This window comes from Zavarzinia sp., from assembly GCF_041650655.1.
Taxonomy (GTDB): Bacteria; Pseudomonadota; Alphaproteobacteria; order Zavarziniales; family Zavarziniaceae; genus Zavarzinia.
Map to the genome: position 1 here is coordinate 1 of NZ_JBAZKR010000104.1, position 12,458 is coordinate 12,458.

General features: G+C 67.6%; 16 protein-coding genes. 3 read left to right on the forward strand and 13 right to left on the reverse strand.

What is annotated here, in order from left to right:
- From WC493_RS18485 to sppA, 10 genes are all read right to left on the reverse strand, one after another.
- Nucleotides 1-554 (reverse strand): folylpolyglutamate synthase/dihydrofolate synthase family protein (locus tag WC493_RS18485; RefSeq protein WP_373067175.1); only part of this gene is annotated, 554 nt, incomplete at its 3' end.
- Nucleotides 555-571: 17 nt separating this feature from the next.
- Nucleotides 572-1,456: an acetyl-CoA carboxylase, carboxyltransferase subunit beta gene (gene accD / locus WC493_RS18490; RefSeq protein ID WP_373067158.1), complete on the reverse strand. Its 885-nt coding sequence runs from the start codon at nucleotides 1,454-1,456 to the stop codon at nucleotides 572-574.
- Nucleotides 1,457-1,473: 17 nt separating this feature from the next.
- Complete coding sequence (trpA, locus tag WC493_RS18495; protein ID WP_373067177.1) at nucleotides 1,474-2,304, reverse strand: tryptophan synthase subunit alpha; 831 nt, start codon at nucleotides 2,302-2,304, stop codon at nucleotides 1,474-1,476.
- A gap of 2 nt (nucleotides 2,305-2,306) precedes the next feature.
- The gene (gene trpB, locus WC493_RS18500; protein WP_373067159.1) at nucleotides 2,307-3,533 is read right to left on the reverse strand and encodes a tryptophan synthase subunit beta; all 1,227 of its coding nucleotides are present in this window, start codon (nucleotides 3,531-3,533) and stop codon (nucleotides 2,307-2,309) included.
- A gap of 9 nt (nucleotides 3,534-3,542) precedes the next feature.
- Complete coding sequence (locus WC493_RS18505; protein ID WP_373067160.1) at nucleotides 3,543-4,181, reverse strand: phosphoribosylanthranilate isomerase; 639 nt, start codon at nucleotides 4,179-4,181, stop codon at nucleotides 3,543-3,545.
- A 4-nt stretch (nucleotides 4,182-4,185) separates the two neighbouring features.
- Nucleotides 4,186-5,292: an NAD(P)/FAD-dependent oxidoreductase gene (locus tag WC493_RS18510; RefSeq protein ID WP_373067161.1), complete on the reverse strand. Its 1,107-nt coding sequence runs from the start codon at nucleotides 5,290-5,292 to the stop codon at nucleotides 4,186-4,188.
- Nucleotides 5,289-6,230 carry an ornithine cyclodeaminase family protein gene (locus WC493_RS18515; RefSeq protein ID WP_373067163.1) on the reverse strand — a complete coding sequence of 314 codons (942 nt, stop codon included), beginning with the start codon at nucleotides 6,228-6,230 and terminating at the stop codon, nucleotides 5,289-5,291. The genes WC493_RS18510 and WC493_RS18515 overlap by 4 nt, the downstream gene beginning before the upstream one ends.
- A complete protein-coding gene (locus tag WC493_RS18520) occupies nucleotides 6,227-6,562 on the reverse strand; it encodes a lipopolysaccharide assembly protein LapA domain-containing protein (RefSeq protein ID WP_373067164.1) in 336 nt (111 codons plus the stop codon). Before WC493_RS18520 ends, WC493_RS18515 begins: the two co-directional genes overlap by 4 nt.
- A gap of 34 nt (nucleotides 6,563-6,596) precedes the next feature.
- The gene (gene ihfB, locus WC493_RS18525) at nucleotides 6,597-6,902 is read right to left on the reverse strand and encodes an integration host factor subunit beta (protein ID WP_373067165.1); all 306 of its coding nucleotides are present in this window, start codon (nucleotides 6,900-6,902) and stop codon (nucleotides 6,597-6,599) included.
- Nucleotides 6,903-6,930: 28 nt separating this feature from the next.
- Entirely contained in the window at nucleotides 6,931-7,818 is an 888-nt protein-coding gene (gene sppA, locus WC493_RS18530; RefSeq protein ID WP_373067166.1) for a signal peptide peptidase SppA, read from the reverse strand.
- 193 nt (nucleotides 7,819-8,011) lie between these two features.
- Between sppA and WC493_RS18535 the strand changes: the two genes are divergently transcribed.
- The 3 genes from WC493_RS18535 (at nucleotide 8,012) to WC493_RS18545 (ending at nucleotide 9,286) form a co-directional block, all read left to right on the forward strand.
- Entirely contained in the window at nucleotides 8,012-8,158 is a 147-nt protein-coding gene (locus WC493_RS18535; protein ID WP_373067168.1) for a hypothetical protein, read from the forward strand.
- A gap of 81 nt (nucleotides 8,159-8,239) precedes the next feature.
- On the forward strand, nucleotides 8,240-8,833 hold the full coding sequence (locus WC493_RS18540; RefSeq protein ID WP_373067169.1) for a DJ-1/PfpI family protein: 594 nt from the start codon (nucleotides 8,240-8,242) through the stop codon (nucleotides 8,831-8,833).
- 96 nt (nucleotides 8,834-8,929) lie between these two features.
- Nucleotides 8,930-9,286 (forward strand): ribbon-helix-helix domain-containing protein, encoded by a 357-nt coding sequence (locus WC493_RS18545; protein WP_373067170.1) that lies wholly within the window; start codon nucleotides 8,930-8,932, stop codon nucleotides 9,284-9,286.
- Between the two features lie 211 nt (nucleotides 9,287-9,497).
- Here the strand turns inward: WC493_RS18545 and WC493_RS18550 are convergent, their stop codons facing one another.
- The 3 genes from WC493_RS18550 to cmk form a co-directional block, all read right to left on the reverse strand.
- On the reverse strand, nucleotides 9,498-9,731 hold the full coding sequence (locus WC493_RS18550) for a hypothetical protein (RefSeq protein WP_373067172.1): 234 nt from the start codon (nucleotides 9,729-9,731) through the stop codon (nucleotides 9,498-9,500).
- Nucleotides 9,732-9,904: 173 nt separating this feature from the next.
- Nucleotides 9,905-11,614, reverse strand: coding sequence for a 30S ribosomal protein S1 (gene rpsA / locus WC493_RS18555; protein WP_373067173.1), 1,710 nt, complete (start codon nucleotides 11,612-11,614; stop codon nucleotides 9,905-9,907).
- Between the two features lie 113 nt (nucleotides 11,615-11,727).
- Nucleotides 11,728-12,387 carry a (d)CMP kinase gene (cmk, locus tag WC493_RS18560; RefSeq protein ID WP_373067174.1) on the reverse strand — a complete coding sequence of 220 codons (660 nt, stop codon included), beginning with the start codon at nucleotides 12,385-12,387 and terminating at the stop codon, nucleotides 11,728-11,730.
- Nucleotides 12,388-12,458 lie beyond the last annotated feature (71 nt).

Genomic DNA, 12,458 nt, shown 5'->3' on the forward strand with positions numbered 1-12,458 from the left:
TTCTCGCCTGCGATCGCCGCGATCGTATTGCCGAGGAATTCCCGGTGGTCGAGGTCGACGGGCGTGATCACGGTCAGCACCGGCCTTGTCACCACATTGGTGGTGTCGAGCCGGCCGCCCATGCCGGTCTCGAGCAGCAGGAGGTCGGCCGGCACCCGGGCGAAGGCCAGGAAGGCGGCGACCGTGGTGATCTCGAAGAAAGTGATGGGCGCACCCTCGTTGGCTTCCTCGACCTCGACCAAGATCTCTTCGAGGAGGTCGTCACCGATCTCATGCCCTGCCAGCACGATCCGCTCGTTGAAGCGGACCAGATGGGGCGAGGTATAGGCATGGACGCGAAGCCCGGCGGCTTCGGCCATGGCGCGCAGGAAGGCGAGGGTCGAGCCCTTGCCGTTGGTGCCGGCGACATGGACCGTGGGCGGCAGGTGACGGTGCGGATCGCCCAGTTTTGCCAGCAGGCGATCGATCCGCCGCGCCGAATCGGCCGAAAGGTCGATCGCGCCCTTCTGGCCGCCCGCGCGTAGCCGGAACAGCCGTTCCAGCCGCGCCGCCAGACTTTCGACGCTCAAGCTCAGGCTCCGGCGATCGCCTTCTGGGGCGGGCTCGGGCGGCGGTTCATCAGGAGCGAGATGATCTTGCTCAGCTCCGCCTTCATGTCCTTGCGCGCCACCACCATGTCGATGATGCCGTGGTCGAGGAGATATTCGGCGCGCTGGAAACCGTCCGGCAGCTTTTCGCGGATGGTCTGCTCGATCACGCGCTGGCCGGCGAAGCCGATCAGGGCACCCGGCTCGGCGATCTGGATGTCGCCCAGCATGGCGAAGGAGGCGGTGACGCCGCCTGTGGTCGGGTCGGTCAGCACGACGATATAGGGAAGCCCGGCGTCCCGCACCATCTCGACCGCCACGGTCGAGCGCGGCATCTGCATGAGCGAGAGGATACCCTCCTGCATGCGCGCCCCGCCGGCCGCTGTGACCACCACGAGGGCGACGCCGTGGTCGACCGCGCGCTCGGCCGCGACCACCAGCGCCTCACCTACGGCGAGCCCCATGGAGCCGCCCATGAAGGCGAAATTCTGCACCGCCAGCACGGCGCCGAGGCCGTTCATCGTGCCATAGGCGACCGCCATGGCGTCGTTCTGCCCGGTCTTGGCGCGGGCTTCCTTCAGGCGGTTCAGATAGGACTTCTCGTCCTTGAACTTCAGGGGATCGAGCGGCACTTCCGGCACCGGCACCAGCGTGAAGCCGGGGTCGAGCAGCAACTCGATCCGCTCGTTCAGGCCGAAGCGCATATGGTAACCGCAGTGGTGGCAGACCTGGTAATGCTCGGCCAGCTCGCGGTGGAACAGCATCTGGCCGCAGCCGGGGCACTTGGTCCACAGGTTGTCGGGCACCTCGCGGCGCACGAAGGCGGCGCGGATCTTGGGCCGCACCACGTCGTTCAGCCAATTGGCCATGGTCGGGACTCCGGTTGTCAGGCGGCGCTGCGCCGGGCGCCACGGACACCCTGGGCGAGGCGGGAGACGAATTGCGCGACGCGGGTGGCGAGGGCGGCGCCCTTGAGGCCCTCGGCCGCGCTCTCGCCGATCAGGGAGACGACGGCGGAACCGACCACCGCGGCATCGGCATTGCCGCCGATGGCGGCCGCCTGTTCCGGCGTCTTGATGCCGAAGCCGACGGCGATGGGCAGGTCGGTATGGGCCTTCAGGCGGGCAACGGCACCGGCGACGGCGTCGCAATCGGGGCTGGCCGAGCCGGTGATGCCGTTGATCGAGACGTAATAGACGAAACCCGAAGTGTGGCGCAGCACGGTCGGCAGGCGCTTGTCGTCGGTCGTCGGCGTCGCCAGGCGGATGAAGGCGATGTCTTCGGCCAGCGCCGGCAGGCAGAGCTCGGGATCTTCCTCGGTCGGCAGGTCGACGACGATCAGCCCGTCGATCCCGGCCGCCTTGGCGTCGGTCAGGAAGCGCGGCACGCCGTAGGAATAGATCGGGTTGTAATAGCCCATGAGGACGATCGGCGTCGCCTGGTCGTGCTCGCGGAAGCGGCGGACGAGGTCGATCGTCTTCGTCAGGGTCTGACCGCCGTGGAGGGCACGCAAGCCCGCCGCCTGGATCGCCGGGCCGTCGGCCATGGGATCGGTGAAGGGCATGCCGATCTCGATCACGTCGACCCCAGCGCCGGGCAGGGCCTTGATCACCTCGAAGGAAGTTTCCAGGTCGGGGTCACCGGCGGTGACGAAAACCACCAGGCCGGGCCTTCCCTCCGCCTTCAGGGCGGCGAAACGGGCGTCGATGCGGGCCACGGTCACAGCTTCTCTCCCAAAGCCTTGGCCACGGTGAAGATGTCCTTGTCGCCTCGGCCGGAAAGGTTGACGAGGATGATGTGGTCCTTTGGCAGCTTCGGCGCGATGCGCGCGACATGGGCCAGCGCATGGGAGGATTCGAGGGCCGGGATGATGCCTTCGAGCCGGGCGCAGAGCTGGAAGGCGTCCAGCGCCTCCTGGTCGGTCGCGGAGACGAAATTGACCCGGCCGATGTCGTGCAGCCAGCTATGCTCCGGCCCGATGCCGGGATAGTCGAGCCCGGCCGAGATCGAATGGGCCTCGATGATCTGGCCGTCGTCGTCCTGCAGGAGATAGGTGCGGTTGCCGTGCAGCACGCCCGGCCGGCCCTTGGCCAGCGAGGCGGCGTGCTTGCCGCTCTCGAGCCCGAGGCCGGCGGCCTCCACGGCGTCGATCGCCACTTCGCGGTCGTCCAGGAAGGGATAGAACAGGCCGATCGCATTGGAGCCGCCGCCGACGCAGGCCACGAGGGTATCCGGCAGGCGGCCTTCCGCCTTCAGGATCTGGGCCTTGGCCTCGTTGCCGATCACCGCCTGGAAATCGCGCACCATGGCGGGATAGGGATGCGGGCCGGCGACCGTGCCGATGATGTAGAACGTGTCTTCGACCTGGGTCACCCAGTCGCGCAGCGCCTCGTTCATGGCGTCCTTCAGCGTCTGCGAGCCGGAAGTGACGGGGATGACTTCGGCGCCCAGCAGCTTCATGCGGAAGACGTTCGGGCTCTGGCGCTCGATATCGGTCTTGCCCATGTAGATGGTGCAGGGCAGGCCGAAGCGGGCGGCGACCGTCGCGGTGGCGACGCCGTGCTGGCCGGCGCCGGTCTCGGCGATGATGCGCTTCTTGCCCATGCGCTTGGCCAGCAGGATCTGGCCCATGCAATTGTTGATCTTATGCGCGCCGGTGTGGTTCAGCTCTTCGCGCTTCAGATAGACCTTGGCGCCGCCGAAGTGATCGGTCAGGCGTTCGGCGAAATAGAGCGGGCTCGGCCGGCCGACGTAATGTTCCAGGAAATAGTCGAGTTCGGCACGGAAGCTCGGGTCGACCTTGGCCGCGTTATAGGCCTTCTCCAGGTCGAGGATCAGGGGCATCAGGGTCTCGGCGACGAAGCGCCCGCCGAAGATCCCGAAGTGGCCGTGCTCGTCCGGGCCTTCGCGGAAGGAATTGGGCGTCTGTGCCGGCGCCTGCGCCATGGTTCATCCTCAAACAGACGCTGTCGCGGCCAGGAAAGCCGCGATCAGGTCGAGATCCTTCACCCCCGGGGCGGATTCGACGCCGCTCGACACGTCGACGGCGCGGGCACCCGAGGTGCGGATCGCTTCGACGACATTGCCGGGCGTCAGGCCACCGGCCAGGAACCAGGGCCGCGCCCAACGCTCGTGGGCGATCAGACCCCAGTCGAAGGCCAGACCATTGCCGCCGGGAAGGCCCTTCTTAGGCGCTTTGGCGTCGAGGAGCAACAGGTCGGCCACGGTTTCGTATTCATGGGCGAGGTTCACATCCGCCGGCCCGGCGATGCCCACCGCCTTCATCACGGGAAGGCCGAAACGGCGCTTCAATTCGGCGACGCGGGCCGGGCTTTCCTTGCCGTGGGCCTGGAGCAGGCGGATCGGCACCGCCTTCAGGATCGCCTCGATCGCGGCATCGCCGGCATCGACGGTGAGGGCGACCGGCACCACCTCGCGCGGCAGGCGGGCGACCAGATCGGCCGCGGCCTCCGGCGTCAGATGCCGGGGCGAGGGCGGGTAGAAGACGAAGCCGACATGGCTCGCCCCGCCCTTCACCGCCGCCTGGACCGCCTCCGCCGTGCGCAGCCCGCAAATCTTCGCCTGAATGCTCATGGGCTCAGGATAGCAGTTTTCCGGCCGCATATTCCTGCAATGCAGCGATGCCGAGGCGGCCGTCCAGCCAGGCCGCGACCTTCTCGCCCATCAGGGTGCCGAATTTGAAGCCGTGGCCCGAGCAGCAGGAGAGCACCAGGGCCTGGTCGACCGCCTCGATCCGGAAGCGCTCGTCCGCGGTCACCGTGTAGAAGCAGGTCTTGCCCTCGACCAGGCGGTAGTCGGCGAAATCGCGGAGCCTGCGGGCGCCGCCCGCGAAGATGGTCGCCGCTTCGGTGGAGCGGGCGCTGCGCCGTTCGTCCGGATCGTCCGGCCCGCCGTCCAGCCGGTGGTCGCCGAGCTTCAGGCCATAGCCGTCGACCGGCGGCACGGCATAGAAACCGCCTTCGCCCTCGACCTCGAGCAGCATCGGCCCCTTGGCCCAGGCGGCGCGCCAGCGGGCGGGGACGGCGGCATAGGCGACAACCTGGCGCACCGGGCGCAGATGGGCGGCCAAGTCGGGCATCAGGCGGGGCGTCCAGGGGCCGGCGGCGACCACCAGGCGGTCCCCCTCGACACGCCGCCCATCGGCCAGCACGGCCGTGGCGCGGGCGGGGTCGAGATCGGCGACGGCGATGCCTTCGAGCAGCCTGCCATGGGCACGGACATAGGCGCCGAGGCCGGTCACGATGCGGTCGGCCAGCAGGGCGCCGCCGCTGGGCAGCCAAAGGGCGCCCCGGCAATCCTCGGCACTCAGCATGGGGAAGCGGGTGTCGAGCTCGGCCGGGTTCAGGCGCTCGAAGGCGATGCCCATCCTGGCCAGCACCTCGGCCGAGAGATCGGCGAAATCGCCGGGGGCGAAATGATGGGCGAGCGTGCCGGTCTCGACGTAATGCCGCTCGCCCAGGTCGGCCCACAGCCGGTTCCAGGCGCTATAGGCATCGGCGATCATGCGGGCGTAGCCCTCGAATGCGCCGTAGGGGTAGCGGATCAGCCGGTGGCGGTCGACCGAGGAGGCGAGGGGATTGGGCACCATACCCTGTTCGATCACGGTGACCGAATGGCCGGCCCGGAGGGCGGCCCAGGCGGTGGAGAGGCCGTAGATCCCGGCCCCGACGACGACCAGCTTCAAGATGGGCGCACCTTGTAGAGATAGGCTGCGGCGGCCAGGTCTTCGAGCGCGGTGCCGACCGATTTGAACAGGGTGATCTCGTCGGCACTCCGCCGTCCCGGGTGGCGGCCGGTGACGAGGTCGGCCAGGTCGGCCTTCACATCGGCCGGTGAAATCACGCCGCGTGCGATCGGGTCGGCAAGATCGCCCGCCTCGTGCAGGGCGCCTTCGCGGGTATCGACGAAGAGGCTGGCGCGGGTCACCGCCGCATCGTCCGCCTCGCGCATCTCGGGTGTGAAGCCGCCGATCAGATCGACATGGGTGCCGGGCTTCAGCCAAGCGCCGCGGATCAGCGGCGTCTTCGACATGGTGATGGCGCTGACGATATCGGCTGCGCGGATAGCGGTTTCCAGGTCGGGCGCCGCCTCGATCCCCAATTCGGCGGCCAGTGCGGCCGCCTTCTCTGCATTGCGGTTCCAGATCAGCACACGGCGAAGGGTGGGGCGCACAGTGCGATAGGCTTCGACGACATGGCGGGCCAGCTTGCCGGCGCCGACCACGAGCAGGGTCTCGGCGTCCGGCCGGGACAGGTAGCGGGCGGCCAGGGCGGAGGCGGCGGGGGTGCGGCGCACGGTGACGGCGCTGCCGTCGACCGAGAGCAGGGGCGCGCCCGTCGTCGCGTCGAACAGGACGTAGAGGCCGATCACGGAATCGAGGCCGCGACCCGGATTGCCCGGCGCCACCGTGACCAGCTTCACGCCGGTGAAGGCACCCGGCTCATAGGCCGGCATGACCAGGAAGATATTGGTCGCCCCGGCGCCGTCCGGCATCGGGTAATGGCCGCGCAAAGGGGCCTCGATCCGGCCGGCGGCAAAGGCGTCGGCCAGCGCGTCGATCAAGCCGGGATAGGTCAGGGCGGCCAGCGCTTCCGCCGGCCCGACATGGGCAAAGCCGGTCATTGCGGGGCGGGAAGCTGGGCGACGGCATCCGCCGGCTTGGCCGCGGCCACATCGGCGCGGGCGCGGTCGAGATCCCGCTTCAGGCCGACATTGCTGATGCGCAGGCGCCGGCGACGGCGCAGCCCGGCACCCCAGGCGACCGTGCCGCCGATCAGTACACCCAGCAGCAAGGCGGCGAAAAGGGCGAGGAACAGCGGCATCTCGACGGCATAGCCGGAGGTGGCGCCGCCGAAGGGATCGAGCGAGAGGCGCACCGGCGCCCGGTTGGCCACGGCCAGCGCCACCAGGACGATGACGATCGGCAGGGTGATCAACAGGGTGCGCAGTTTCATCGGATCGATCCTGGGGAAGGCGTCCCCGCCCGGCTCACGCCTTGCTCTCGGTGACGTCGCCTTCGAGGTTAAGGCGTTCGCGCAATTCCTTGCCCGTCTTGAAGAAAGGCACGAATTTCTCCGCCACCTCGACCGTCTCGCCGGTGCGCGGGTTGCGGCCGGTGCGGGCCGGCCGGCTCTTCACCGAAAAGGCGCCGAAGCCGCGGATCTCCACCCGGTCGCCACGGGCCAGGGCGTCCGCCACCTCCTGAAAGATGGTGGAGACGATGCGTTCCACGTCGCGCTGGTAGAGATGGGGATTGGCGGCGGCCAGGCGCAGGATCAGTTCGGACTTGATCATCGCCAGAGAAACCTTCCGCCCTTAGCCGTCACTCGAGCCGAGGGTGCCAAACGGCCGTCAGCCCGTCAAGGGTAAGCCATTTAGGCACAAAGGCTTTTCCGCTCAGCAGGGAGTCGAGGCCGGGGCCGGCGGGTTCCGCCTTTTCGATCGGCAGGTCGGGCGGCAGGCCCTTTTCGGCGGCGAGCCAGGCGCGGATCTCGCCCTCGGCACCGAGGGCGTCGACCAGTTTGAGGTCGAGCGCCTGGCGCCCGGTGAAGATCCTGCCGTCGGTCACTTTGGCGATCCCGGCGTCGTCGATGTGCCGGCGCTCGGCGACGATCGCCTTGAACCAGGCGAAACTGTCGTCGATCACACCCTGCAGGGCGGCCCGGGAATCGGGCGACATCACCTCGAAGGGCGAGGGCGAGGCCTTGAGCGGGGCCGATTTCACCTCGTTCACCGAAATCCCGAGCGTCGCCATCAGGCGGGAGAATTCCGGTGCCTGGATCAGCACGCCGATCGAGCCGGTGAGCGAAGTCTCATAGGCATAGACGCGGTCGGCCCCGGTCGCCACCAGATAGGCGGCGGAGGTGCCGAGCGTGCCGATCGAGGCGATTACCGGCTTCTTCGCGGCGAGCCGGCGCACGGCCTGATAGAGCGCCTCGCCCCCGACCGTGGTGCCGCCCGGGCTGTCGATCGCAAGGATGACCGCGCGCACGTCGTCGTCCTCGGCCAGGCGGTCGAGCAGCTCGATTCGCTCGGGCGAGGCGACGATCACGCCTTCGATCGCCACCCTGGCGATATGCGGCCGTTCCGTGATTCCCGGCAGGGCCAGGCTGCCGGCGATCACGGCGAACAACAGGGCCAGGATGCGCCACCGTGTCAGGCGCCGGCGCAGCAGCCGCCGGTCCGTCAGCACATCTTCGGTCCCGTCCATTCGTCCCTCCTGATTTCGGCGGCAGGGTAGCAAGCCGGCGGCGCTCAGGCCCGGAAATTCCCCCACGGCCGAGGTCGTGGGGGCAATTTCTCCCGCGGCCCCGGGGTGCTGCTCTGCACAATATTGTCAATTTGGGTTATGTTGCACCCGAAATGAATTTCCCGCCATTGCGCACGGAACCGAGGAGACTGCCGTGAGCCTGTTCAGCGACCTGTCGGGTCTTTCCCTGACATCTACCCTCCATGATGTCACGGGCTTCATCGATTCGGGGCCGGGCTATGTCGTCACCGTGGCCGTTCTGCTGCTGGGTTGGGCGGCCTGGCGCAATCTCATGAATTGAGGGCGTAGTAAGCCCCTGATACCCGTCGCGCGGCGGCCGGCGTTAGCATTTTCCCGTCCACACCAAGGACGGGAGGAAAAAATGTCGGGCAAGAAGATCCTGATGATCACCGGCGATTTCACCGAGGATTACGAAACCATGGTGCCCTTCCAGGCGCTCATGGCCTGCGGACATACGGTCCATGCCGTCTGTCCGGACCAGAAGGCGGGCGATACGGTGGCGACCTCGATCCATGATTTCGAGGGCCAGCAGACCTATTCGGAAAAGCGCGGCCACAATTTCGCGCTGAACGCCACTTTCGCCGAGACCCAGGCGGCGGATTACGACGCCCTGGTCATTCCCGGCGGGCGGGCACCCGAATATCTGCGCCTCAATCCGGCGGTGATCGCCATGGTCCGCCATTTCTTCGAGACGGGCAAACCGGTCGCCGCGATCTGCCACGGGCCGCAGATCCTGGCTGCCGCGGGTGTGATCTCCGGCCGCAAAGTCTCGGCCTATCCGGCTTGCGCGCCGGAGGTGAAGCTGGCCGGCGGCGCCTTCGCCGACATCCCGGTCGACGGCGCCGTGACCGACGGCAATCTGGTGACGGCACCGGCCTGGCCGGCCCATCCGGCCTGGCTCGCCCAGTTCATGGCCGTGCTCGGCAAGGCCGAGGCGCGCCAGGCGGCGGAATAGGGCAAGGGGGGCCATCCCGCGCTTCGGGATGGCCCTCGTCCGCGCATGCGCGTAAACTCCGAAGGGACGGCAAGGACACGGCGCAAGGACAAAGTCATGTGCAAGTTGTTTATCGGTGCCGAACCGCAACTGTGGGAAGCGCGCGCCAAGTCGCTCCGCATCGACGGCATGGTCACCAGCGTGCGCCTCGAAGATTATTTCTGGCGCGTGCTCGGCGAAATCGCGGCGCGAGACGAACTTTCGGTCAGCCAGCTCATCGCCCGCCTGCACAACGAGGCGGCGGAAGCCGGCCACGACTTGGCCAATTTCACCTCTTTCCTGCGTGTCTGCTGCGCCCGCTACCTCGACCTCCTGTCGCGTGGCGATGTGCCGGCCGACCCGGCCCAGCCGATCAGCGGCCTCGACGCCGACGCCATCCTGAGCCGCGAACGCGAGCGCCACGCTTACGCGTGATCAGAGATCGACGTCGATCGTCAGGTTCAGGTCTTCGTCGGTATTGTCGAAATTCATCAGCACGAAGTCGTTGATGATCGCGCACATGTAGATCATCACCTGGTCGCCCACCTTCCGCCGGCCTTCTGGCCGATCAGTGCCAGCAATTCCCGCTCGGTATCCGAGGAATCCTTGCTGGAATCGAAGGTGTAGCGAAGCTTGATGTCGCCGGTCAGGCGTAGGGTGAAATCCAGGCCCTGGCTGCAATCGACTTGAAACGCTGGCGTGCCAGCTTGGCGAAGGCCAGTTCGACCGCATCGATGTCGCCCGTCGACGGCGGCGAAGCCACTTGGTCGGCGACCACGCCGACGACGCGCTGGGCCGTGTCGATGCCGGCCTTGACCGCGGCGCGCAATTCGATCGCGGCCAGGATCTTGTCGGCCTGGGACACCGCGGTCAGCAGCATCAGGCTGCCTTCCGTCCAGGCTTCCCGCGTCTGTTTGAAGCGGCGTCATGGTGTGCCGGAGCGGCAGCCTCGGCACGTGACCGAGGTCACGACCTGGGCGCTACGCGTGGCCGAAAGCGAAACGGGGCGCACCGTTGCCGGCGCGCCCCGTCACTGCCCGAAGGGGAGGGGGATTACTCCTCCTCCTCCGCCTCCGCCTTGGCACGGGCGCGGGACATGGCCGCACCCAGGATGTCGCCGAGCGAGGCGCCCGAGTCGGACGAGCCGTACTGAGCCACGGCTTCCTTCTCTTCCTCGATCTCGCGCGCCTTGATCGACAGCGAGAGCTTGCGGGTGGCGCGATCGACGTTGGTGATCTTGGCGTCGATCTTGTCGCCCACGGAGAAGCGCTCGGGGCGCTGGTCCTGGCGGTCGCGGGCGAGATCGGCACGGCGGATGAAGCCGCGCAGGCCTTCTTCGCCGACTTCGACTTCGACGCCGCCGTCGTTCACTTCGACCACGGTGCCGGTCACGACGGAGCCCTTGCGGACTTCGTTGTTGTTGGCCAGCGGATCACGGCCGAGCTGCTTGATGCCGAGGGAGATGCGTTCCTTCTCCACGTCGACGTCGAGCACCTGGGCGCGCACGATGTCGCCCTTCTTGAAGTCCTGGATCGCCTGTTCGCCAGGACGGTTCCAGTCGAGGTCGGAGAGGTGGACCATGCCGTCCACGCCGCCGTCGAGACCGATGAACAGACCGAATTCGGTGATGTTCTTGACCTCGCCCTCGATCTCGGTGCCCTGCGGATGCTGGCCCGCGAAGGCCGACCACGGGTTCTCGAGGCACTGCTTGAGACCGAGCGAGATGCGGCGCTTGTTGGCGTCGACCTCGAGGACCATGACTTCCACTTCCTGCGAGGTGGAGACGATCTTGCCCGGATGGACGTTCTTCTTGGTCCAGCTCATTTCGGAGACATGGACCAGGCCTTCGACGCCCGGCTCCAGCTCGACGAAAGCGCCGTAGTCGGTGATGTTGGTCACGCGGCCGAGGAACTTCACGCCCACCGGATACTTGACGCCGACACCGTCCCACGGATCCGCCAGCAGCTGCTTCATGCCGAGCGAGATGCGCTGGGTTTCCGGGTTCACGCGGATGACCTGGACCTTCACGGTCTGGCCGATGGTGAGGGCCTCGGACGGGTGGTTGACACGGCGCCAGGCGATGTCGGTGACATGCAGCAGACCATCGACGCCGCCGAGATCGACGAACGCACCATAGTCGGTGATGTTCTTGACCACGCCTTCGAGGATCTGGCCTTCCTTGAGGTTGGCGACCAGTTCCGAACGGGCTTCCGCGCGGGTCTCTTCGAGGACGGCGCGACGCGACACGACGATATTGCCGCGGCGACGGTCCATCTTCAGGATCTGGAACGGCTGCGGCACGCCCATCAGCGGGGTGATGTCACGCACCGGACGGACATCGACCTGGGAGCCGGGCAGGAAGGCGACGGCGCCCGACAGGTCGACCGTGAAGCCACCCTTGACGCGGCCGAAGATCACGCCTTCGACGCGCTGGCCCTTCTCGAACGCACGCTCGAGGATGGTCCAGGCTTCCTCGCGGCGGGCCTTCTCGCGGCTGATCACAGCCTCGCCCATCGCGTTTTCCATGCGCTCCAGATAGACCTCGACGATGTCGCCGGGCTTCAGCTCGGACTTCTGGCCCGGCGGAGCGAATTCTTTCAGCGCCACGCGACCCTCGGCCTTCAGGCCGACGTCGATCACGGCAAAGTCATTCTCGATCGCGACGACGCGACCTTCGATGACGCTCCCCTCGAGGGAGTTGGCGGAGCCGAACACTTCGTCCAGCAGGTCCGCGAAATTCTCTTTGGTCTCGAATTCAGTCATAGTCAGTTGAACTCCTGTATTTCATTCCTGGCCTGCCGGTTGTCTCCGGCGGTCTTCCCCCCAACTCCCATTCGGGGGGCGAAACGGCAAACGGCACGGAAAAGCACGGGCCCTCAGGTCCGTGTCTGCCGCGCCATCTCGATCATCGACTTCGCCTTCGCGAAGACCTCTTCAATACCCAAGTCCGAGGTGTCCAGCAAGTGGGCATCGTCGGCGGCCTTCAGGGGGGCGGTGGCGCGGCCGGCGTCGCGCGCGTCCCGCGCCTCGATCTCGGCCGTGATGCCGGCGAGGTCGGCGGGCAGGCCCTTGTCCTGCAATTCCTTCACGCGCCGGGCCGCGCGGGCGGCGACGCTGGCGGTCAGGAACAGTTTTACCTGCGCCTTGGGGCAGATCACCGTGCCGATGTCGCGGCCGTCGATGACGGCGCCGGGTGCGCCGTTCGGCGGCACCTCGGCGAAGCGGCGCTGCAGCGCGTCGAGCGCGGTGCGGACGGCGGGCATGGCGGCGACGCGCGACGCCATGCCGCCCGTCGCCTCGAGCCGCAGGTCGGGGCTCTTGAGCAGGGACAGGTCGAGACGCAGCGCGGCCTTGGTCGCCTCGCTCTCGGTCGGGTCGGTGTTGCCGGCCCGGATCAGGCTGAGGGCGACACCGCGATAAAGCGCGCCGGTGTCGAGATAGGCAAAGCCGAATTCATCGGCGAGACGGCGGGCGAGGGTGCCCTTGCCGGCGGCGGCCGGCCCGTCGATCGCGACGATGAAGGGCGCGCCCGTCATGACAGGACGGCACCGAGCGACGTCATCAGGCCGCCGAAACCGGGGAAGGAAGTGTCGATCATATGGGTGTC